This window comes from Singulisphaera sp. GP187 (assembly GCF_900129635.1).
Lineage (GTDB): Bacteria > Planctomycetota > Planctomycetia > Isosphaerales > Isosphaeraceae > Singulisphaera.
The window spans coordinates 1,699,976-1,723,475 of the sequence record NZ_FSRB01000002.1; the positions used below are offsets into that span (position 1 = coordinate 1,699,976).

General features: G+C 63.3%; 11 protein-coding genes. 3 read left to right on the forward strand and 8 right to left on the reverse strand.

Going from position 1 to position 23,500, the window contains the following annotated elements; all coding sequences use genetic code 11:
• Positions 1–61: 61 nt before the first annotated feature.
• Together BUS42_RS31185 and BUS42_RS31190 are read right to left on the reverse strand one after the other, a co-directional pair.
• Positions 62–1,063, reverse strand: coding sequence for a 2-hydroxyacid dehydrogenase (locus BUS42_RS31185; RefSeq protein WP_074313600.1), 1,002 nt, complete (start codon positions 1,061–1,063; stop codon positions 62–64).
• Positions 1,064–1,325: 262 nt separating this feature from the next.
• Complete coding sequence (locus tag BUS42_RS31190; RefSeq protein ID WP_254053908.1) at positions 1,326–3,188, reverse strand: esterase/lipase family protein; 1,863 nt, start codon at positions 3,186–3,188, stop codon at positions 1,326–1,328.
• A 488-nt stretch (positions 3,189–3,676) separates the two neighbouring features.
• Here BUS42_RS31190 and BUS42_RS31195 point away from each other — a divergent pair, with 488 nt between their 5' ends.
• Genes BUS42_RS31195 through BUS42_RS31205 form a run of 3 tightly spaced genes read left to right on the forward strand, consistent with a single transcriptional unit; the run spans position 3,677 to position 8,660 of the window.
• Positions 3,677–4,771: an HlyD family secretion protein gene (locus BUS42_RS31195; protein WP_074313602.1), complete on the forward strand. Its 1,095-nt coding sequence runs from the start codon at positions 3,677–3,679 to the stop codon at positions 4,769–4,771.
• Positions 4,768–7,530, forward strand: coding sequence for a ribosome-associated ATPase/putative transporter RbbA (gene rbbA, locus BUS42_RS31200; protein WP_074313603.1), 2,763 nt, complete (start codon positions 4,768–4,770; stop codon positions 7,528–7,530). Before BUS42_RS31195 ends, rbbA begins: the two co-directional genes overlap by 4 nt.
• Positions 7,530–8,660 (forward strand): ABC transporter permease, encoded by a 1,131-nt coding sequence (locus tag BUS42_RS31205; RefSeq protein WP_074313605.1) that lies wholly within the window; start codon positions 7,530–7,532, stop codon positions 8,658–8,660. The genes rbbA and BUS42_RS31205 overlap by 1 nt, the downstream gene beginning before the upstream one ends.
• 312 nt (positions 8,661–8,972) lie before the next feature.
• Here BUS42_RS31205 and BUS42_RS31210 read toward each other — a convergent pair whose 3' ends face one another.
• From BUS42_RS31210 to BUS42_RS31235, 6 genes are all read right to left on the reverse strand, one after another.
• Positions 8,973–11,420, reverse strand: coding sequence for an arylsulfatase (locus BUS42_RS31210; RefSeq protein WP_074313607.1), 2,448 nt, complete (start codon positions 11,418–11,420; stop codon positions 8,973–8,975).
• 38 nt (positions 11,421–11,458) lie between these two features.
• Positions 11,459–13,870, reverse strand: a complete 2,412-nt coding sequence (locus BUS42_RS31215; protein ID WP_074313609.1) for an arylsulfatase — start codon at positions 13,868–13,870, stop codon at positions 11,459–11,461.
• Positions 13,871–14,007: 137 nt separating this feature from the next.
• Entirely contained in the window at positions 14,008–15,006 is a 999-nt protein-coding gene (locus tag BUS42_RS31220) for an HAD family hydrolase (protein ID WP_074313611.1), read from the reverse strand.
• A gap of 174 nt (positions 15,007–15,180) precedes the next feature.
• Complete coding sequence (locus tag BUS42_RS31225) at positions 15,181–16,953, reverse strand: arylsulfatase (RefSeq protein ID WP_074313613.1); 1,773 nt, start codon at positions 16,951–16,953, stop codon at positions 15,181–15,183.
• Positions 16,954–16,969: 16 nt separating this feature from the next.
• Positions 16,970–18,004, reverse strand: coding sequence for a formylglycine-generating enzyme family protein (locus tag BUS42_RS31230; RefSeq protein ID WP_074313615.1), 1,035 nt, complete (start codon positions 18,002–18,004; stop codon positions 16,970–16,972).
• A 215-nt stretch (positions 18,005–18,219) separates the two neighbouring features.
• Positions 18,220–23,187 carry a right-handed parallel beta-helix repeat-containing protein gene (locus BUS42_RS31235; RefSeq protein WP_074313618.1) on the reverse strand — a complete coding sequence of 1,656 codons (4,968 nt, stop codon included), beginning with the start codon at positions 23,185–23,187 and terminating at the stop codon, positions 18,220–18,222.
• Between the last annotated feature and the right edge of the window lie 313 nt (positions 23,188–23,500).

Sequence of the window (23,500 nt, forward strand, 5' to 3'; positions counted from 1 at the left end):
CCGCGGCTGATCGAGACACGTCGGAACAGGCGTTCAAGAACAGATTCTCAATCCGTGATCATCAAGACCGTGGGGCCGGGACCGCATTCGCGCATGCCCCGGTTCGCGTGAACTCGGTCAGGTTGGCGAGCGTCGTCGTCGCGATGCCTTGCAGGGCCTCTCGCGTGAAGAAGGCTTGATGGCCTGTGATGAGCACGTTCGGGAATGTGAGCAAGCGGGCGAAGACGTCGTCGTGGATCACCTGGCCGGAATGGTCCTCGAAGAACAAGTCGGCCTCCTCTTCGTAGACGTCCAGGCCGAGGTAGCCGATCTGCCCTGACTTCAGGCCGGCGATCACGGCCTCGGTATCCACCAGGGAGCCGCGGCCGGTGTTGATGATCATCACCCCTGGCTTCATCGTGCTCAGGGTTTCCGTCTTGATCAGATACCGAGTCGCGGGCGTTAGTGGACAGTGCAGGGTGATGATGTCCGACCTGGCGAACAAGTCGGCCAAGGGGACGTAGTGAACCTGCAACGCCGCGCATTCCGGATTGGGCTGGATGTCGTAGGCCAAGACCTGGCAGCCGAGTCCGCGCATGATCCGGGCGACCTCGAGTCCGATTTGACCGGTCCCCACCACACCGACCGTTCGGCCGTGGAGATCGAACCCGAGGAGGCCGTCGAGTGCGAAGTTGCCTTCGCGGACCCGGTTGTAGGCCCGGTAGATCTTGCGGTTCAACCCGAGGATCAACGCGACCGTGTGCTCAGCCACGGCGTGGGGCGAGTAGGCCGGAACTCGGGCCACGACCAGGTGGTGGCGGTGCGCGACCTCGAGGTCGACATTGTTGTAGCCCGCACAGCGGAGGGCCACGAGCCGAACGCCGCTGCGATGGAGCTCGTCCAGGACCGGGGCATCGAGCTCGTCGTTGACGAACGCGCAGACGGCCTCACACCCAACGGCGAGCGGGGCGGTCGCGGCGGAGAGTCGGGCATCGAAATAGACGAGTTCGTGCCCATGCTCCGAGTTGGCCCCGTCCAACGAAATCCGGTCGTAAGGCTTGGTGCTGAAGACGGCGACCTTCATCGGCTTGCTCCTGAAACGGCCCCGGTTCGCGCACTTCCCAGGTAACCCTGACTGGACGCCGCGGGGGTGCGGTCGCGAGAAATCAAGCCGGAGCCCGCGAGCGGTGCCTACGGTCGGGCCTGCCCCGGCGCCGGAACCGTGGTTGAGTATACCGAGCTTCGCGGGTTTTCCGCACAAGATCCCCATTGGGTTCCCGACGCTCGCCCGATCGTCGACGATCCGCCATGTGTTTTCAAGGATCGCGCAAATGCGCGGACCAAGGTCATTCCGAGCGCGGGATCGCCTGGTTTTCCGGAACCACCGCGGCCGTTCCCTCTCGGCTCGTCCGCGGCACGTTGGGGAACTCGGCGAGATGCATTCGCAGGATGCGATCGACTTCCATCAGGGTGTACGGACTGGCGTTCATCCGGGTATGGGTGGTGGGGATCCAGTGCTCGCTCGCGGCCCCGTCGGAGTGGGCGCTGGAGAGAGGGACCACACCGTCTCCTCGGGCGAATTGAGGGGGCAGTGAGCTCGTGCCCGCGATCGTGTGGTAGGTCGTCGCCGGATTGATCGGGAGTTGCCGCATCGTCACGAGGATCGGATTGCTCCGGGTGAGGAGGTCGATGCTGGTCGGCAACTTGGCCATGTAGGGGAGGATCGCGCCTGGGTTGTCTCGTTGGAGCTGAGCGACCAACTCGCGGGAGTCGGGGGAGCGCTGAACCAGCCGGGAGGTCACCCGGCCCACCGCCCGGTTGGCCAGTGCGGCGCCGTCGTGCGGGGTTCCCATAAAGACAACGCGCCGTATGAAAGGCAGCGGTTCAAAAAAGAAGAGGTCACGCAGGAACGTCTTGGTCGATTCGGGCGCAATCAAGCTCTCAAGCGGCTGGGTTGAGGCGAGTCTCCAGAGCGCATCCCCACTCCAGGTGATCTGCAGCTTGATGAGGAGGCCGCCCATGCTATGACCGATGAAGACGGAATTCTGCAGGCCGGGGTCGCGACGTTGGGGGTCGAACGTCGCTTCCATGTTGCGGAGGCTGCGGCGGAACATGGCGGCGGATCTGATGAAGTTGATACCTGTGGGATATCGATATCCAACGATCTGAAACCGGTCGAGAAAACCAGGGCAGGATCGCAACCCATTGACGATGTCGGTGAAGGTGTAAGGGTTATCTCTCAGGCCGTGGACGAAGACGACCGGAATCTTCCCGGGCTGGTACGGTTCCACGAAACCGAGGAAGGCATCGTCGAGTACGGTGCTCGGGTACAGAAAGCCGATGAAGGCGAGCCGCCGGCTGCCGACGCTCGCCTCGGCCATGGCGACCGGGGCATCGAGGTTGCATGCGAGGGGATATCGACGGCCTCCCAGTTCAACGCAGGTCGCGCGCAATGGGTCGTAGAGTTCCAGCATGTCGACGCTCTGCGCGGCGCCGCCCTCAAGGCCGATCCAGGGACCAAGCTCGGGGTGGAGAATCGCCGTCGCCGGGAAATAGGAGCGCGGGGCGAGGAAGCGATCGCTCGGTGTGAGCTTCGGGTTCGCGCGGGCGGATACCTCCGCCGCCCCAAGACCGGTACGCTGATACGGGCGATGTTGGGCCGGATTCTTCGGCGCCGACCGGGCGTCGTGGAGTTCCTCGAAGTCTTGGGGGGACCAGACGAAGCCGCGATGGATGATCGGGACGACGATCGGCCCCGCCGGCCCGTTGATCTGAAGGTGCGAACGCGGGTCCAGGCGGCCGAACGTCCCGGCCGTGCGCAGGCAGTCGGCGAGATTCTGGTTGTAGTGGCAGGGAGCCTGGGCCTGGTCCCAGCCGGCCTCGAGCGTGCCGCCTTGGGAGATCAAGGCGGCGTAAGCGAAAACGGTTGCCTCATAGTAACGATCGACACAAGTCGGCGAACCTTCGTCCTCGAGACGCTTTGCCTCTCGGTGAGCACTCTTCGATCGGACCAACGCCTGACCCGCGTCGAGTCGGGCCGGGACCCCCTCAAGGGATGGCGCGGGACTCGTCAGGATCAGGCCCGGCAGTTGGGCGAGCACTCGCCCCCGATTCCCGCCCGGGATGACGAGCGGGCCAGCCAGCATGAGCGACGCGAAGAGGCTGTGCGCAAGCGCGTTCCTCCAACGAGATTTGACGAACTCGATCATCGACGGCTCTCGGGAAGACCGTGGGACGCAACCGCAACCGATTGGCAAACGGCCAGTGACTTCGGGTGAAACATACCTGGAGTTCCGGACGCTCACCGCGTCTCATTCCCTTCTCGGAGCGAGTTCGTGCCGCTACGATCCCGGGAAACGGAGCAAGTCGGAAACTGATCGCCGTTGGGCTCCCTCGATCGACCAAGCCGCACCGGCTTCCGGCGCGTCGAGTCGTTACCATTGAAGGGCATCGGATTTGCTGGAGAGTTGCAATCGGTTTGGGGATTCCGTAATTTGTGAAAGTCTATGTTCCTGCCATATTCATCCCTTCAGCGATCACAGTGACGTGGCATCGTTCGGTGGACTCGACCGCGGCCAGAGGCAAATCGGCGAATCGCTTATTCGAAACAAACGGCCCGAGACGTGGAATGGCTGGGAATGACCATTCCGTCTACGCGGTGAACGCGGGCCGATCGGCTCGATGAGAGGGGACGGAGATGAGCGGGAAGATCGTGCGGCGGATTGCGTGGGTCGGCCTCGTGGCCGTGGTGGCCTTCTTCGGTTGGCAAGTTTGGAAGGCCCGTCAGGCCCCTGCTCTGCCAGCGGGCATCGTCTCCGGCAATGGGCGGATCGAATCGATTCAGGTGGATATCACGGCGAAGTATCCGGGCCGGCTCGTGCAGCTCCTCGCGCGCGAAGGGGACCTTGTCAAGCCGGGTCAGGTTCTCGCTCGCATGGACACCTTGGAGCTCGAGGCGCAACTCGCCCGCGCGAAAGCCCAGGTCGCCGAGGCGGAAGACTCGGTCGCCACGGCGAAGTCGGATATCCTCCAACGTGAAAGCAACTTGAAGCTGGCCGAACAGAAGTACGCCCGCGGCCAGGTCCTCCTCAATCGGCGAACGATCTCGCGTGAGGAGTGGGATCAGCTCCGGGCCGAGCGCGACGCCAGCAAGGCCGCCGTCGAGTCCGAAAATTCCCGACTTCGCGCGGCGATGCACAGTGTTGAGGCGGCGCTTGCGGAGGTGAATCGTTTTCAGGTGCAGATCGCCGATTCCACCTTGAAGTCCCCGGTCCAAGGACGGGTGCTCTACCGGCTCGCCGAGGAGGGAGAGGTGCTTGCCGCGGGGGGCAAGGCGTTGACCTTGATTAATTTGAGCGATATCTACATGGAGATCTTTCTCCCCTCCCGGGTGGCCGCCCTGGTCGAGATCGGAGCCGACGCCCGGATCGTGCTCGACGCGATGCCGCAGTATGCCGGCCGAGCCCGGGTCAGCTTCGTTTCGCCAGAGACGCAGTTCACCCCCAAGCAGGTGGAGACGCCCAGCGAGCGTGATAAGCTCATGTTCCGGGTAAAGCTCCAAGTCCCCTCGGAATTGATCCTCCCCTACATCGAGAAGGTGAAAACCGGGGTCCGAGGTGTCGGTTACGTCCGCTTGGACAACTCGGTGCCCTGGCCCGCTGCCCTCGAGAAGCGGTTCCCCAAGCCGACGGAAATCGCCAAGCCTGACGTTGCCCCCAAACCGAGCGATGCATCGAAGCCGGAGGCGACGTCACAGCCCGGCGATACCCCTCAACCTGGCCCTGCGCAATGACGATGCCCGAGAACACCGCCGTCATCTCGCTCTCGGGCGTCTCCCACCACTATGGTGGAGTGCAGGCGCTCGTTGACATCGCCATCGAGATCCCGGCCGGTCGCACGGTCGGCCTGATCGGGCCCGACGGCGTCGGCAAATCGACCTTGATCGGTCTGATCGCCGGGGCGCGGAAGATCCAGGCGGGGACGGTGCGCGTCCTCGGGGGCGACATGGCCGACCGTCAGCATCGTGACGTCGTCTGCCCTCGGATCGCGTACATGCCCCAGGGGCTCGGAAAGAACCTCTATCACGAGTTGAGTGTTTACGAAAACATCGACTTCTTTGCCAGGCTGTTTGGCCAGTCGGCGGCGGAGCGTCGCGCCCGGATCGGCTCGCTGCTCAAGGCGACGGGCCTCGACCCGTTTCCCAATCGGCCGGCCGGGAAGTTGTCCGGCGGCATGAAGCAGAAACTCAGCCTCTGCTGCTCGCTGGTTCATGACCCTGAATTGCTGATCCTTGATGAGCCGACGACCGGTGTCGACCCGCTCTCGCGCCAGCAGTTCTGGACCTTGATCGAGCGGGTCCGCGAGTCGAGCCCCGGGATGAGCGTGCTGGTCTCGACCGCCTATATGGACGAGGCCGAGCGATTCGAATGGCTGATGGCCATGGACGCGGGCCGGATCCTCGACACCGGCACCCCCGCGGAGTTCCGCACGCGCACCGGGGCCTCGAACCTGGAAGCAGCGTTCGTGGCCCTGCTGCCCGAGGCGAAGCGAGGTCGAAGCGGCGGCTTAATCATACCGCCGAGGGTCGACGATGGCGGTGAACCGGCGATCGTGGCCAAGAACCTGACCATGCGGTTCGGCAGTTTCACGGCCGTGGACAACGTCAACTTCGAGATTCGCCGCGGCGAGATCTTCGGCTTCCTCGGCTCCAACGGCTGCGGCAAGTCGACCACCATGAAGATGCTGACCGGGCTGCTCCCCGCGACCGAGGGGGAGGCCAAGCTGTTCGGCAAGTCGGTGAATGCCGGCAGTCTCGAGATTCGCAATCGCGTGGGTTACATGTCGCAGGCGTTCTCCCTCTATGGAGAACTGACCGTGGCGCAGAATCTCTGGCTTCACGCTCGGCTCTATCATCTTCCCCAGGAGACGCGCGCGGCGAGGATCGCCGAACTGGTCGATCGGTTCGGCCTGGGGCCATACGTCGACCAGGTCTCGGAAGCACTACCGCTGGGCCTGCGTCAGCGCCTCTCGCTTGCGGTGGCGATCATCCACGAACCCGAGATGCTCATTCTCGACGAGCCGACCTCGGGGGTCGACCCGGTCGCCCGCGACGAGTTCTGGGAAGTTCTTATCGAGCTTTCTCGCAATCATCATATTACGATTTTCATATCGACGCACTTCATGAACGAAGCGCAGCGGTGTGACCGCATGTCGCTCATGCATGCGGGCAAGGTCCTCGCGTGCGACACTCCGGCGGCGCTGGTGGCCGCCCGAGGCGCTCCGGACCTGGAGACCGCGTTCATCGACTATATCGCCGACGCCATCGGCGAGGCCAAGGCGCCGGACGGTGCGGCCCGCGAGCGCTTAAACTTCGGGCCGACGGAACCGTCGGGCCGGCATGCCGCCGGGGCTCCTACCGCGTCGATCTTCCACCTGGGCCGGTTGATGGCCTATGCCAACCGGGAGACCTTGGAGATCCTCCGCGACCCGATCCGGCTGGCCTTTGCCTTCGTGGGGTCGGCGATCCTGATGCTCGTCTTCGGGTTCGGGATCACGACCGACGTGGAGGACATCCGCTACGCCGACCTCGACCTGGACCAGACGCCGGAGAGCCGGGCTTACCTCGAGTCGTTCGCGGCTTCCCGCTCGTTCTGGAAGCAATCGCCCACTCACGATCCGAACGAGATGCAGCGTCGACTCCAATCGAACGACATTTCCGTCGGCATCGAGATGCCGCCCCGGTTCGGCAGGAACTTGCGGAAGGGCTCACCGCTCGAGGTCTCCGCCGTCGTCGACGGCGCCAACCCGTCGCGGGCCGAGACAATCAAGCAGTACGTCGAAGGAGTCAACGCCTCTCATTACGAGGACCTCTACCGCCGCAAGTACGGCCAGGTGCCCAACTCGTTCGCGTCCGACATGCAGATGCGGTACACGTATAATCCCACGTTCGAGAGCATCTATGCGATGGTGCCGAGCGTGCCCCCGATCCTGCTGATCCTGATCCCGGCGGTGCTGATGGCTGTGAGCGTCGTCCGCGAAAAAGAGCTCGGGTCGATCATCAATTTCTATGTGACGCCCACGTCGCGACTCGAATTCCTGATCGGTAAACAGCTCCCCTATATCGCGATCGGGATGATCAATTTCACGATCCTGACGATCATGGCCATCTTCGTGTTCGGGGTTCCGATCAAGGGGAGCGGCCTGACCTTGGTCCTCTGCGCCTTGGCCTATGTCACCGCGACGACCGGAATCGGCCTGCTCGTGTCGACGTTCACCTCGAGCCAGGTCGCCGCGGTCTTCGTCACCGCGATCGTGACGATCTTGCCCACGACCCAGTTCTCCGGCCTCCTTCAACCGGTCTCGACCCTGCAAGGCGGAGCGCGGGTGGTCGGGACATTCTGGCCGACCACGTATTACATGCGGGCCAGTGTCGGGGCGTTTACCAAAGGGCTTGGCGTCGAGCAACTCGGGCGCGACGCCCTGCTGATCGCCGCCTTCATTCCGGTGCTGACCCTGCTCACGGCGGTCGCCCTCAAGCGCCAGGAGGCCTAGTGCGAAGCGTTGCCAATATCTTCTGGCTCGGCACCAAGGAACTGCGGAGCCTGAGGAGCGACTATGTCCTCGTCCTCTTCATGATCTACGCGTTCACGTTCTCGATCTACACGCAAGCGAAAGGGACCTCGTCCGAAGTCCACAACGCGTCGATTGCCTTCGTTGATGAAGATCAGTCCGCTCTCTCCAGGCAATTGATCGCCGCCTTGTATCCACCCCGGTTCAAGACCCCCGTACTGATCAAGGCCAACGAAGTCGCCGATGCGATGGATGACGGCCGGTTCATGTTTGTCGTGGCGATTCCGCCCCGGTACGAGTCCAACCTCCGGGCGGGCCGTCGCGCGGAATTGCAGGTGAATATCGATGCGACTGCGATGCTCCAGGCGAGCATCGGCGCCACTTACATTCGCAACATCCTGTCGGCCGAGATCTCGCGATATCGGTCCCGATCCGACAGCGACACCGGCGCGGGCCTGTCTCCCAGGATCGTGGTCCGCAAAGCGTTCAACCCGAACGGGGATACCTCGTGGTTCACCAGCATCGTCGCCATCATCAACCAGGTGACGATGCTGACCACCATCTTGACCGGCGCGGCGTTGATTCGTGAGCGTGAGCACGGCACCATGGAACACCTGATGGTGATGCCCCTGACCGCGATCGAGATCGCCCTGGCGAAAGTCTGGGCGAACGGCCTGGTCATCCTGGTGGCGGTCACCCTCTCGCTCTTCTTCGTGGTCCAGAAGATCCTTGCCGTGCCGATCGCCGGCTCGCCCGCACTCTTCCTGTTCGGCGTGGTGCTCTACCTGTTCTTCGCGACGGCCCTGGGAATCTTCCTGGGCACGATCACGCGCACGATGGCCCAGTTCGCCTTGCTGATTATCTTGATTCTGATCGTGCTCCAACTCCTCTCCGGAGGCTCAACCCCCGTCGAGAGTCAGCCAGACTGGCTCCGGCGAATGACGATCTTCCTCCCGTCGCGGCACTTCGTGAGCTTCTCCCAGGCGATCATCTATCGCGGGGCCGGCTTGAGCGTCGTCTGGCGCCAATTCTTCGCCGTCGCCGCCATCGGCCTGGTCTTCTTCATTTTCAGCCTGAGCCGATTCCGAAAATCCATCGCCGCCAGCCGCTGAGGAGAACCACCGAAACGAGTGGCCGTTCCGATTGGCGCAGCCCCAAGTGGTATTGGTGCGAAGTATGTGCTTGTGTTAGCCCTGTGGCCTTGGCCGCACTGCTCAGACTTGTTTTAAGTTGCCATTCTCCCTCCCCCCGTATCGCCCGTGGTCCCAGGGGGGAGTTGGTTTCAGCCAGGGAACTGGCTTGTCGGGTGGGTACGGCACACCGTGCCTTTTTGACCTGCAGGTTGGCCGGATTTGGTGCCCCCTGATACCCGGAGGCGAAACCTGGTGGGCCATGCCCACCCGACAAGATTACAGAAATGTCAATTAGTCAGAATTGCGACGTGTTGACTCGACCCGGCGGAGCCTCTCGATGTCGGTTTGCGAGAGGTTTTCGTTCCCAAGCTCGATCTCAACCCGCTGAATGGTCCCCGTAAACTTGAATGGCGACTCATAGGCGTCACTCACCGGCGAGCCGGTATCGAGTCCGGTGTCGAACGTTTCGTCGGCGGAGAACCGACCTGAGATTGTCTTCTCGACTCGGCCCTCGGCGACCTTCTTGGCGTCGACATGAAGCGTGACAACTCCCCCTTTGCCAAGACCGCCGCCATCGTATTTGAACTCGACTCGGATCGCATGCTTTCCCGGGGCAAGCCGTTCCGAACCGGTGACCTTGTAGCGGTCCTGGGTGAACCGGTTGTACTCATAGACCGGTTTTCCCTCCTTGATGAAGAGTGAGTAGCCGCCGACGACTCCGCCGGCCGCGACCAGCGTTCCGGACGCCCCGCCTTCGGGGATGACGACTTGCGCTGTGATCGAGTGCGACTTGTTCTTGATGTTGGGTGACGAACTTTCCGGGATCCGCCGCGCTCCGGGGAAATAGAGGAACTGGGTGCGCCCTGCGATCAGGCTTGGTCGCATCGCGGGGTCGGCCCGTTCGATGAACCGGTCGTCGAGGGGCAGGACGTTGTACTTCGCGGCCTCGACCCAGAAGAGATCCTGGAGGTCGCGGAGTTGTTGCGGGTGTTTGGCCGCAAGGTCGTTCGCTTCACTAAAGTCGTCGTCGAGATGGTAGAGCTGCCACTCATCCTTGGTGAAGTCAGACCCGCCACTGTTTTCCCAGGGGAGGCGGCCATGCCGGCAGGTGGCAATCCAGCCTTTGTCGTAGATGGCACGGTTGCCGAACATCTCGAAATACTGGGTCTGCCTCGGGCTTTTCGCCTTCGAGTCGGCGAATGAGTAAGCCATGCTTACACCTTCGATCGGCTTCTGAGTGACGCCGTTGACCTCGGCAGGCTCACGGATTCCGGCCGCCTCGAGGATCGTCGGCGCGAGGTCGATCACGTGGTGAAACTGGCTGCGAACTCCGCCTTTGTCCTTGATCCGGTTGGGCCAGGAGATGACCAGCGGGTTGCGGACGCCCCCCAGATGAGAGGCGACTTGCTTGCCCCACTGAAAGGGCGTGTTCATCGCCCAGGCCCAGCCGACTGGGAAGTGATTGTACGATTTTGGGCCGCCGACCTCGTCGAGGTGCGCGTGAATGTAGGCGGGGTCTTCCTTCTCGCCGCCCAGGCCGACCATCTCATTGAACAGGCCGTACAGACTCCCCTCCATCGATGACCCGTTATCGCCAACCTCCCAAAAAATCAACGTGTTCTCACGTTGGCCCATTTCCTCGATCGCGTCGATTACACGGCCAACTTCCTGGTCCGTCTGGGCGGTGTAGGCCGCGAATGCCTCCATCAGCCGGGCGGCCACCTGCTTCTGGGCCACGGTCAGCGTGTCCCACGCCGGGATCTCCTTGGGCCGCGGCGTGAGCTTGGTCTCGGCCGGGATCACGCCGAGCTGCTTTTGACGAGCGAACGTTTCTTCGCGATAGACGTCCCAGCCTCGGTCGAACTGGCCCTTGAACTTGGCCAGCCACGACTTGGGGACATGGTGCGGCGCATGGGTGGCGCCCGGGGCATAATAGACGAAGAAGGGTCGGTCGGGAGTCACCGACTTCTGCTGATGGAGGTAGTCGATCGCCTTGTCGGCGAGGTGCTCGTTGAGTGTGTAATCAGCCTCGCGGCCCTTGGGCGGTTCCATCTCGACGGGCGTGTTGCCGTCGTAGAGCGCCGGCTGCCACTGGTTCGACTCGCCGCCGACGAACCCGTAGAAATGGTCGAACCCTTGGAGGCCGGGCCAGCGGTCGTAGGGGCCGGAGACGCTCGTCTCCCAATCCGCGATGTTGTGGTTCTTGCCGAAGAAGGCCGTGCTGTATCCGTTCTGGCGGACGATCTCCGAGACCATGGCGCAGCTCTTGGGGATCTGCCCGGTGTAGCCCGGGTAGCTGCTCCCCAACTCGGTGATGTTGCCGGTCGCCGCTGAGTGGTGGTTGCGGCCGGTGAGCAGGGCCGCGCGGGTGGGGGAGCAAAGTGCCGTCGTGTGGAAGCGATTATATTTGAGTCCACTCGCGGCGAGCTTGTCGAGGTTCGGAGTCGGGACCTGGCCGCCGAACGTGCCCCACTGGCCGAACCCGGAATCGTCGATCAGCACGATCAGCACGTTGGGCGCCTCGGCGGGAGCCTTGACGACCGGAAACTTGCCGGGCGTGGAATCCTTGTAGGTTCGGCCGATCTGGCCTCGGAATTCGGTTGCCGGGGGAGGGAGTACGGGAGAATTGGCTGTTCCCGAGTCTTCTGGCTTGCCTGCGGCGCGGGCGTACGGAACGAGAGGAACCACGATCAGCCAGCCGAACAGAGCGCCGGTGGCGAAGGGTTGGGGGATGCGCAACGGTGTTGCCTCCAAGGTGCGAGAGGGGGTGAGAGCGCTCACTTCAGGTCGATCGTCACCTTCTGGATTTTGCCGGTGAACTTGAAGGGAACGTCGTACGAGAGGTTCACCGGCGTGCCGGTATCCAGGCCGACGTCGAGCCCTTCATCGAGCGTGAGCCGGACCGGGATCGTTCGTTCGATCCGCACCTGACCGACGGACTCGCCATCCACCGAGAGTTTGGCCTCGCCTCCTTTGCCGATTCCACCGCCGTCGTAACGGAAATCGACATGGATGGCGTGCCGACCTGGGCTTAAAGCCTTCCGCGCGGCGACTGCCGTGTGCGCGACGTCCACGAAGTTGTAGTGGAACACCGGCCTCCCCCTCTCCAAATAGAGGGCATAGCCGCCGAACAGGCCGCCCTGGGTGACGATCATCCCGGCGGCTCCGTCGTTGGGGACCTCGACCTCGGCGGTGATCGCGAACGACTTGTTCTTGATGTCCGGGGCGGCCCCCTCCGGGATCCGGCTCATTCCCTCGTACAAATGGAACGAGGATCGGCCCCGGGTCAAGCTCGGCCGGCCCGCCGGGTCCATCCGGCCGGTCCGGCTGTTATCGATGGGCAGCACGTCGTACTTTGCGGCCTCGGTGTAAAACAGGAGTTGCAGATCCTTGAGTCGGTCGGGAGACTTGCTTGCAAGGTCGTTGGCCTGGGTGAAGTCGTTCGCGACGTGGTAGAGCTCCCAGCGGTAGCCGGTGATCGGGTCGATGTCGGCGCTGTTCGGGTCCCAGGGGGGGATCGGAGGCGTGGTGCAGGCGACCCAACCGTCGTGGTAGATCGCCCGGTTCCCGAGCATCTCGAAATACTGGGTCGTTCGCCGCGACGGTGCGTCGGCGTCGTCGAAGGTGTACGCCATGCTCGCCCCTTCGATCGGCTTCTGAGCGACCCCGTTCACCGTGGCGGGAGTGGTGACCTGGACGACGTCGAGGATCGTGGGGACGATGTCGATGACGTGGTGCCACTGGCTCCGTAGACCCCCCTGCTCTTTGTTCTTGATCCGTCTCGGCCAGGAGACGACCATCCCGTTGCGGGTGCCGCCGTAGTGCGAGGCCACCTGCTTCGTCCACTGGAACGGGGTGCACATCGCGTGTGCCCAACCGGCCGGGTAGTGGTTGTAGGTCTTCCAGGTCCCGAGGTCATCGACCCGTCCGAGCACGTCCTGGATGTTCTCGGGCACGTGGTTGAAAAAGGTCATCTCATTGAGCAAGCCCTGCATGCTCCCCTCAGCGCTCGCCCCGTTATCACCAACGATGTAGAAGATGATCGTATTATCAAGCTGCCCCGACTGCTCGATGGCATCAACGACCCGGCCGATATTGTGGTCAGTCTGCGACAGGTAGGCGGAATAGAGCTCCATCATCCGGGCATACACCCGCTTTTGGTCGGCTGTAAGTGTGTCCCAAGCCGGGATCCCCTCGGGTCTTGGCGTCAGCTTGGCATTCCTTGGGATCACTCCGAGTGCCTTTTGACGTGCGAACGTTTCTTCGCGGACCTTGTCCCACCCCTGGTCAAACTTGCCTTTGGCCTTCGCGATCCAATCGGCGCTGGCGTGGTGCGGGGCGTGAGTGGCGCCCGGGGCGTAATAGGCGAAGAACGGCTTGTCGGGTGAGATCGCCTTCTGGCCGCGGATCCACTTGATCGCCTGGTTGGCGATATCATCATCGAAGTGATAGTCAGGGTTGCCGAGATAAGGTTCGATCGGCTTGGTCCCTTCGATGGTCGCCGGCCGCCACTGGCTCGTATCGCCGCCGACGAACCCGTAGAAGTGCTCGAAACCGAGCCCGGTGGGCCAGAGGTCGAACGGCCCATTTTGACTGCTCTGCCAGTCGGGCACGTTGTGGTTCTTGCCGAACCAGGCCGTGTTCCAGCCGTTTTGTTTGAGGAGTTCGGCCACCGTCGCGGTGTCCTTTCCCATCAATGTGTCGTAGCCCGGGAAACCGGTGCCGGCTTCCATGATGCAGGCGGTGTGGACGGAGTGGTGGTTCCGGCCGGTGATCAATGCGGCCCGTGTCGGCGAGCAGAGCGCGGTGGTGTGAAATTGGTTGTACCGCAGGCCTCGCTTCGCCAGCGCTTCGAGCGTTGGCGTGGGACATGGCCCCCCGAACGTGCTCGAGGCGCCGAACCCCACGTCGTCGAGCAAGACCAGGAGGATATTGGGCGCTCCGTCGGGCGCATCGATCGGCCGCGGAAAGTCGGGCGTCGAGTCGTTGGCCCGCAGGTCGATCTTGCCCTGGAATGGCACGGGAGGTGGGGGGAGGACCGGGAAACCCGCGGCTCGTCCCGCATCCAATCGCGTTCGCGGGACCAGTTCCTCAGCTCTGGCACGTGTCACCAGTAGGCCCGTCCCCGCGCTCCAGGCGCCAAGGGCAACGATCAGGCCCGCGGACAGTCTCATCAACGTTTTGCTCATGGCCGAAGGCTCCCTTACTGCGGTGTCTCAGGCTTCAGCGAGCGAACATCTACGGGAGTGAGCCGTCGAGATGTCGGAATATTTCGACTCAATGATGTGAAAAATTGCGAAATCAGCTAGTGTGTTATGTCGGAATATTATGGGTTTGTTCGAGGGAAGACGACGTTCCAATCCCTCTTCATATCCATGACGAGCCACCCGCGCTCGGGAGCCTCGTCAAGCGCCCGGACCAGGCGGCCGACGTTGGCCTTGCGATCGTAGGCGTATTCCCGCTCGGCGTCGGTATGGTGGACGATTAGGCCGAACCGCGGGCCAGGGCCCGACGTTACCCAGCGGAGCATCTCGTAGTCGCCGTCGGAGTTGCCGAACGCCGCGATCGGGCGGCGGCCGATGGATTGCTGGATGCCCACGGGCTTGCCGGCCTTGTCGTCGACGAAGTTAATCTCGGCGAGCCGGAAGAGCGTCGGTTGTCCGTCCTTGAGTTCGTACTTCAGCTTGACGGAACTGCCGACCACTTGCTCGGGAGGAATCCCGTAGACCGAGGCCGTCCAGGGGCGCATGAACTCGACGCCGCCGCCGGAGACGATGAAGGTTTTGAACTGATTGGCACGGAGGTAGGCGAGCAACTCGAGCATCGGTTGATAGACGAGCTCGGTGTACGGCCGTTTAAACCGGGGGTGCCGCGCGGTCTTCAGCCAGTCTTCGACGATCGTGGTGAACTCGTCGGAAGTCATCCCGGCATGGCTGGTCGCGAGGAACTGAAGGCGATCGTAGGCTGAGACGGAGAGGACTGCTTGGATGTCTCCCCCGAGCGCGGCTTTGAATAAAGGCTGGTCCTTCACTTCCGGGTGCTTGGCCGCGAACGCGCGAACCCGGTCCACGGCAAAGACGATCTGGACGTAGAGGGGGTGCTCGCACCAGAGCGTCCCGTCGTTGTCGAAGGCTGCGATCCGTTCGGCGGGAGGGACGTAGTCCGACCCTCCTTGCTTGGTCACCTTGCCGACGAACTCGACGATGGCCTTTTTCGTCACCCCCTCGTTCCATGAGGGGAGCGGGTCAACTTGGCCTACGGCGGGCTTTGTGAGGATCGCGGCGAGCGCCAGCGCGATCAGAGCGGACGCAGAGTGTGAATTCATGCTTGTTCCTTGAAGTCAATCGTGAGGGGAACCACGCGCCGGATCCCGATGAACTTGGCTGCCATCGGTTCCGAAGCTGGAACCGATGGCAGCCGAACGACTCGCGATTGGGCAGAGACCGAGCGAGCCCATTTCGATGGGACCGTGGGCCCAACGTCACCCGAGCACCCGCGTTCAGTGGCTGCCGAGATTCTCCTTCATCTTGTCCATGGCCTGATCGACGCTGAAACTCGGAGCCCGCTGGCGGGGCGGGAAGTCCTTGAACGTCGCCAGGAACTTGCCGGTCACGGCCTGGGCCGCGAAGATGACGTAGGGCTGGGAGACGAGCCAGTCGTAGTACGTGTTGGAGGTGACGTCGGCGCGCTCATAGGGGTCGGACCGCAGGTCGAAGAGCTTGGGCAGGCGAAGCGGGGTGAAGGGCTCGGCCCAGACCCGGAGCGTGCCGGGGGCGCGCTGCTCCATGAACACGATCTTCCAGTTCTCGGCCCGGAGCCCGACGAGGTCGCCGTCGTCGTTGAAGTAGAAGAATCCGCGACGGGGACTTTTCTCGACTTCCCCGGTCAGGTAGGGGAGCTGATTCCAGCCGTCGAGGTGAACCTTGAACTCTTTCCCGGCCGCCTGGTGGCCCTTCAAGAGCTTCTCCTTGATCTCAGGATCGCCGGCCGCCGCGAGCAAGGTGGGCAGCCAGTCGTGCCCGCTGACAATCTCGTTGGAGACCGAGCCTGCTTTGATCTTGCCCGGCCAGCGGACCATGCAAGGGACGCGGAATGCCCCTTCCCAGTTCGTGTTCTTCTCGCTCCGGAACGGGGTCATGGCGCCGTCCGGCCATGTGTTCATGTGGGGGCCATTGTCGGTTGTGTAGACGACGATGGTGTTGTCCGCGATCTTGAGGTCGTCGAGGGTCTTGAGCAGTTTGCCCACGTGTCCATCATGCTCGACCATGCCGTCGGCGTATTCCGTCAAGGCGGAGAGCCCGGGAGGGCTGCGTCGGTCCGCGGCGACGTGGGTGCGCAGGTGCATCCGGGTGCTGTTGAACCAGACGAAGAACGGTGTGCCGCCGTCATGCTTCCGCTTGATGTAGTCGATGGCCGCATCGGACGTTTCATCGTCGATGTGTTCCATCCGCTTCTTGGTGAGCGCCCCTGTGTCTTCGATGACTTGCTTGCCGACGCGACCGAATCGGGGGTCGACAGTCGGGTCATCCTGGTCGGTCGCCTTGCAGCGAAGCACGCCGCGCGGTCCGAAGATTCGCTTGAACTCGGGGTCGCGCGGGTAAGTTCTCTGCTCCGGTTCTTCCTCGGCGTTGAGGTGGTAGAGGTTCCCGAAGAATTCGTCGAAACCGTGGACCGTGGGCAGGTATTCGTTCAGGTCTCCGAGGTGGTTCTTGCCGAACTGGCCGGTGACGTACCCCTGATTCTTGAGCAACTCGGCGATGGTCGGGTCTTCCTTCTGGAGCCCGACCGGCGAGGCGGGCACACCCACTTTGCTCAGTCCGGTGCGGAACGTGCACTGGCCGGTGAGGAACGAGGACCGCCCGGCGGTGCAACTCTGTTCGGCGTAGTAGTCGGTGAAGATCATCCCCTCTTTGGCGACCCGATCGATATTCGGGGTGCGGTAGCCCATCAGGCCCATCGAGTAGGCGCTAACGTTCGTCTGACCGATGTCGTCACCGAAGATCACCAGGATGTTTGGTTTCTTGCCGTTCTGGGCCGCCTCGTCGGCGACGGCTGCGTTGCGCTCCGCCAAGGCCAGGAGCGTACCACGATCGAGGTCGCTCGAGCAGCACGCGGCTTGTCCCGGCTCTCCCGGGGTGACGCAAGTGGGTGAACCCGGCACTGCCGGGGCCGCCTTCACGGGCCGAGGGCCGCCGGTCGTCGCCGCGGCGTAACCGAGCAACGAGCCGATCGCGATCAGGGCGAGGGTTTGGAGGAATACGCTTTTTCTCATACGTGGAAGTCTCCTCTCAGGACGTTGGGGTCTTCACGCAACGGAAACCGACGTGTGACATGCCCGTATCCGGGCTACAGCCGTGGCGGGCCGACGGACGATAGCGCGAGCAGTAACTGTCGTTGCACAGAAACGAGCCTCCGCGCTGCACGCGTTGGGGAGTGAACGGGCGCGCTGGGTCGGAGCTTTGCTCGGGACCGGTCGGATTGAGAGTCAGGCCGCGGCCGGCACGTCCCCGGTAGAGGTCGCGCTGATACCAGTCGGCGCACCACTCCCAGACGTTGCCTCCCATGTCGAAGAGGCCGTATCCGTTGGGCGGGAATGACTTCACCGGCGCGGTGCGTTCGTAGCCGTCCGCCACGGTGTTCCGATAGGGGAATGCCCCTTGCCAGATGTTGGCTTGGGGCCGGTCGAGCGAGAAGGGCGCGTCCCCCCAGACGTAAGGGCGGCCGTCGAGGCCACCGCGCGCGGCGAACTCCCACTCGGCCTCGGTGGGGAGTCGCTTGCCCGCCCAACGCGCGTAGGCGGAAGCGTCGTCCCAGGAGACCTGGACCACCGGGTGGCCCCCTTTGCCCTGGATGGTGCTGCCCGGCCCCTCCGGATGCCGCCAATTCGCGCCGGGAGTCCAGCGCCACCAACGGGCGAAGTCGCGGAGGTCGACCGCTTCCTCCGTGGGTTGAAAGACCAGGGATCCAGGGACGAGTGCCTCCGGTGGGGGCGGGGGCGTTCCCGGTGAAGACTGAGCGAGGATGTCTTCGGCTTTCGGTGCGGTTTCGGCGGTGGTGACGTAACGCGTGGCCGCCACGAACGCGGCGAATTCGTCGTTGGTCACCTCGTGCTCGTCGATCCAGAAGCCGTCGACCCGGACCCGGTGGGCGGGGCGTTCGTCGGGCCAGCCGAGGTCCGAGTCGGTGCCCATCGTAAATTCCCCTCCCGCGATCCAGACCATCGCCCGGGGAGGGGCGGCAGGCGCGTTCCAGAGCTTCGTGGCGGCGTAGGCCGAAGCGAATGCCGCGAAACCGACCCCGAGCATCAGGAGGGTGCGCTTCATTGGAGAAGTCCGTGGCCAACGAGCAGGAAGATTTCTTGGGATCCCAAGATTCACAGATTGGAGGATCTGATGTTTCTTGGCGCACCGTTCGGATCGCGAACGCCTGACCAGGAACGTCCGTATGAAACATAAAGGGCCCCCCCGATCTTTGCCAGGGGTGGCCCTTCTCGTCCTCGGTTTTACTCGGTCTCGCGAGAAACGGGTTCCCGCGCGGGTCAGTGGCTTCGCCGGTGCCGGCGGATCGAGGCCTTGAGCGCTGCCGCCGCCTTGTGGCCGGCTCCGAGGTTAGCGGCCGGTTGGTGCGGGGTCGACACGACCGAGGGAGTCGGAACGTGGCGTCCTTTGCGGTGGGGATGGCCGAGCGGTCCGAGCGGGATTTTGCGGGCGGAGGACTCGGCCGTTGCAGGCGATGGGGTCGGAACGGCAGTCAACGGTGCGGGAACGCTGGTCGTGGTGGTGCTGGTGGTGAGCGTGCTCAGGGGAACCGTCGCGGTCGTGGTGGCGAACGCCTGCGGGAGGGTGGCCGCGGCCGAGACCGACCGGACCTGCAACGTGGTGTTGGGGGCCGCGGAAGGCATGGCCAGGCCCGGCGTCGCCGTGATCGTCGTCAAGAGCGAGAGCGGCCGGCTCGCCGTGTCGCCGAAGTAGACGTCGATCTGGTAGCTCTGGTTGACGTCGTGGACGCTGGGATCGGGCTCAAAGTAGAGGTCGGCCGCCGACGCATAAGTCGCCGGCCCGGTTTGTGGCTGGCGGAAAACGGCCATCCACGAGCCGGTCGAACCGTCGGACAGATACGAACCGCCACTCCCCAGGCGTCGCACGACGACGCGCGCCACCGGCGTGGTGGTCGGCAGGTTTGAGAGTACGACATGAACGTCCTGCTTGCCGTCGGATCCGCTCGACGCGGCGAGTCGAGCCAGGTCGTGGCCATCCTGGTTCAGGGAAGTGGCCACCGGGTTGAGCAGACGCGGGTCGGCGAGGACTCCGGTGAGCTGAGTCTGGGCGGACGTGGAACCATCGGCATAACGGACCAGAATCTGGAGCGTCTGGGGAATCAGAGTGCCGTCGGCTCCGAGGAAGCTCGAATTCGGCGCCAGGTAGAGGTCGCCCGTCGGCGCATACGAACCGGGACCGTTCGACGCCCGAACCAGCTTGACCGCGGACTGATAGGCTGACCCTTGGTAGGTCCACGATCCGCCCCCGACGGCCCAGACGTCCACCTGGCTGACTTGGAGGTCGGTGCGGAGTCCGGTCAGACCGAGATGGAGATCCTGAATTCCATCGCTCTGGGGGGCGGGCGTGGGGCCGACAAAGTCAGCGCCATCCTGGCCGTACGACTTGGCCGCGAGACCGACCACCTTGGCGCTGGGGTCGCCCACCACACCCCACGCGACCGTACTACTGGTCGATCCGTCGGCATAGGTGATGAGCAAGTCGTAATGATTGGAGGAATTGGTCCCCTTCTGGATGCCGTTCTCCGGGATTAACGAGGGGACGTAGAGGTCCGCGGTGGTGGAATAAGTGCCGAGGCCAAGAGAATCTCGAACCAACGCGGCTCGCCAAATCCAGGAGCTGCGGTTGATCTGAGTCGGCAGGGACGTTGGCAGTGGGGCGACGTATTGGTAGTGGCCGTAGCCGTAGGGAAGCACGTCGACCTGGGCGATCGCCTTGTTCGAGGGGAGCCCCGCCAGGACGATATGGATGTCCTGGTATCCATCGGGCGCGAGTGTGGTGCCGTACCCGACGAAGTCGGAGTTATCCTGGCCCAGCGATGTCGCCGTCACAGTGGCGGGACCACTATTGACTCGCAGCGACGGGTCGGCCACCACGACCCCGAAGAGGGGCAGGCTTGCGGTAAGGCCATTGGCATAAGTGATGAGAATGTCGTAGTGGCTCGTTGCGCTGATCGGTGCGTAAGGCTGAACGTAGAGGTCCGCCGTGGCCGCGAATCGGGAAGGGCCGAGGAGGCTTCGGACAACTCCGATGCGCCAGGCCCCCGGGGTGAGGCCGGGCGTGTTGGCCGGAAGACCGGTTGTGGCGTATTGGTAGTGGCCACCACCGTAGGGATAGATGTCGATCGTCTGGATCGCCAGGTCGGTGCGCAGGCCGGCCAGCACGATGTGGACGTCCTGAAGACCGTCCGGAGCCGTGGTGGCGCTGCGGCCGACAAAGTCCGAGCCGTCTTGATTGTGCGACACGGCGGTCACTTGCGTCGCCGCGGGAGACTGCGGGGGCTCAAGGACCTGGCCGGCGAGGTTCCCCGCGAGGAACTGGAACCCGACCTTCCGGCCGGCTTGGACGAACGCGGGGGAGGTTGTCGAACTGTTGCCGCTGAACTGGGTGAGCCGCAACTCACCCGGGTCGATCGAGGTGGGGTCGCCGATCTGGAGTGAGGTGAAATTCCCGGTGGTTGCTGCCACCAAAGCATCCGAATAAATGAATTGATTGTCGGTGACTGAGCCACTCAAGTAGAGCCGGCCGCGATTCTCCTGAATGTTCGTGCTATGTTCCACCGTCAGGACACCCTGAGCCACGGTGCGCGTTGCGCCCGCCGGACTCGAGCCGAGCGTCCAGAAGACCGGGTCTCGGAAGGTGTTGCCGTCGATCGTGAGGTCGAAGACGGGCGAGTGAGACCAGCCCCAGGGCGCGGGGTAGGCCGTACTCCCCTGCCACGCTTCCTGGGTTGCGCTGGCGGCGATGGAGAATGGCTGGGCCCCGATGACGAGGTTGTTACGAATCAGGGTGCCAACATGCGTCCCCGCGAGTTGGAAGGCAATCGACGACGATTTTTGAAGGCTCGACGTGTCGATGGTATTGCCCTCGTAGACGTCGTTGACGAAGCCTCGTGTGATCGAGATCGTGTAATCCCCCGCGGGGAGATCTCCATCCAGGAGATAGTTTTGCGGGTCGATCGTCTGAGCGATCCGAAACCAGCGTCCCGCGGAGGGGCCCGACAGGATCGCGACGATGTCCCCGGGTTCGCCTGGCGTTCCGCGCAGAGTGCCCACCTTGAGGAGTCGGCGACTGACGGGACTGACGATCGCCGGGCCTTCGTAGTGGGGATAGTACGACTCGGTCAGAATCAGTTCCGGGAGGTTGTACTGCCCTCCGGGATTCACGGCGGCATCGCGGCCGATTCCACCGTCGATGACGTTGTTACGAACCGTCGTATTGCTGCTCGTGCCCGTGAAGAGGAGAAAGCCGTAGGTGATACCGGCCGGGTCGACCTGATGAGCGTGATTGCCCTCGAGAAGGATGTCATGGCTGTAGCGGATCGCGAAGACCGGCGAGACGGACGTGCCGGCCGAGGCGCCTCGGTAGTCGTTGCCCGTGATCGTCCAGGGGCCGCCCCAGAGCTCGACCGGGCCGCCTCGGAAGACGTTGTTGGCGATCACGCCGCTATCGTCGTAGTTGCCTCGAATCAGACGGACGACCGTGAGGTTGTAGTAACCGATCGCCGAGCCTTGAGGCGAATAATCGATGTTCAGATTTCGAAAGTTGAGGTCGACCTTCGGATTCGGGCCGAAGTTGGAATCGCTATAGGCCGACCCGATCACCGCGGGGTTCATCTGAAAGTCGGTGGTCCAGCGGATCGGGGTGGCAAAGCGGATCGAAAGGCCGTCGAGCGTCGTGTGGCTCTTGTGGATCTTGATCGCATACGACCAGGCCGGGTCGGCACTCGCCTGAGAGAACGAGAAGATCGCCCCGGGGTCGGCGATCAAGGCGATGGAATTGACCAGGTCGATCGGCGCGGAGAGCGCGTAGACTCCCGCCTTCAGGTGAATCGTTCCATAACGTTTGGCCAGCGAATTGAGGTCTTGCCCGGGCTGGCTGATCGAGGCGGGGTCGACGGTGATCGAACTGGCAAGCGGAGCCGGATCGCGGAGATTCGGATCGGCGACGCCACCGCGAAACTGGCTGACGTATTGAACGGTGCCACCGGCGAGCCGGAACCGCAAGCTCATCAAGGCGTCGGATTCGTCGCGGATCGGCGCGAAAATGAGGTCGGCCTTGGTGGGATCGGCAAGGGGGCGGATCGTCAGCCGTTTTGCGCTATTGAGGTCGCCCGGAGTCCAGACCCAGCCGATATCGTCGCTGAGCACGGCCTCGGCCATGGACCAGCCCGCGGGGAGTCCGGACAGGGTGATGTGGACGAATCCGGGCGTATTCGTGTTCGCGTTGTCCTGTCGCGACCAAAGCGCCGAAGGACCGGAGAACGAGACCGGGATGCTCGGGTCCTGAGACGCACTGGCCGCGAGCGTCGGGTCGGGCGTGGTCGCGATGGTGGCGACCAACTGACTGGCCGACCCGACGAGATTGGGGCTGGCGTCCATTTTGCCGATCCGGTTATACCCGACGGTCACCGTCACGGTGGACCCCGCCCCGAGTCCGGCGACCGGGTTCAGGTACACGTCCGCCCGGCTGGGGTCGGACGGATCGAGGAAGATTTCCGCCCGGTTGTACGATGAGGACATGCCGGTCGGCCGGGGACCGGCCAGCCAGTTGACCGTCGAGCCGTCGGCCGTCGGCATCGACACGATGACCGTGTCGGTGTCGACGTTGAACGTGCTTAGCCCGCCATCGGTCGCCCGGCGATAGTCGAGCAAATTCGTGAGCTTGAGGTGGATGTCCTTGATCCCATCGGATCCCGCGGACGGTCCGGGCCCGGTCAAGTCGGGACCGTCCTGCCCCGCCCAGATCACACCCAGATCCTTGCCCTGAACCCGAAGTTGAACGTTGACCGATGAGGTCGAGAGCAGGTTGTTGATCGTTGCTAATGTGCCGTCGGCGTACTTGATTCGGATCGCTTCATAACGGGTGTTTGCTGGGTCGTTGAAATAGGGCTCGAGATAGACGTCGGCTTCGGTTGACCACGCGCCGGTTGCCTGGGTCTGGCTCCTGACCAGGAGCGCCTGCGAGGACAGGCTGGACGTGGCCGTCCACAGGCCGCCGTACTGTCGCTGCACCTCAACGCGATCGATGGCCCGACTGGGGTCCAGACCGAACAGGTGGATGTCGATGTCCTGATACCCATCCGGGCTCAGGCCATCCCGCCCCACGTAATCCGTATTATTCTGTCCCACCCAGGCGGCCATCTCGGCGAGGAGAACACGATCTTCGAGACTTTCCACACGAAGTCGGCCCCGTCGTGCCGTTGCTTTCTTGTCTCGGAGCGGTGCCACGGTGTAACTCCCGATTGATGGGCGTAGAACGAACCCGGTCCCCAGGGAAGGATTTCCTTGGGAATCGCATTCGATCGATGGGACTCAGATTGTTGGGCGGTGCGTTGATCGGGCAAGAATGCGCAAAGCGAAGCAGTCCACCTTTGATGGGCCAGCGCGCACGCGGACTGCGGATGATCGACCTCTCGGCTTATTTCTGCGTCGAATAAGAGAGAGCGAGCAATCGGTCGTCGCTGAAGTTTAGCATCCTTTTTTTATTGAAGACGGCAAAGTCGTTGTCCGACGGCTAAGTTTATTAAAGAAAAACGCTCCG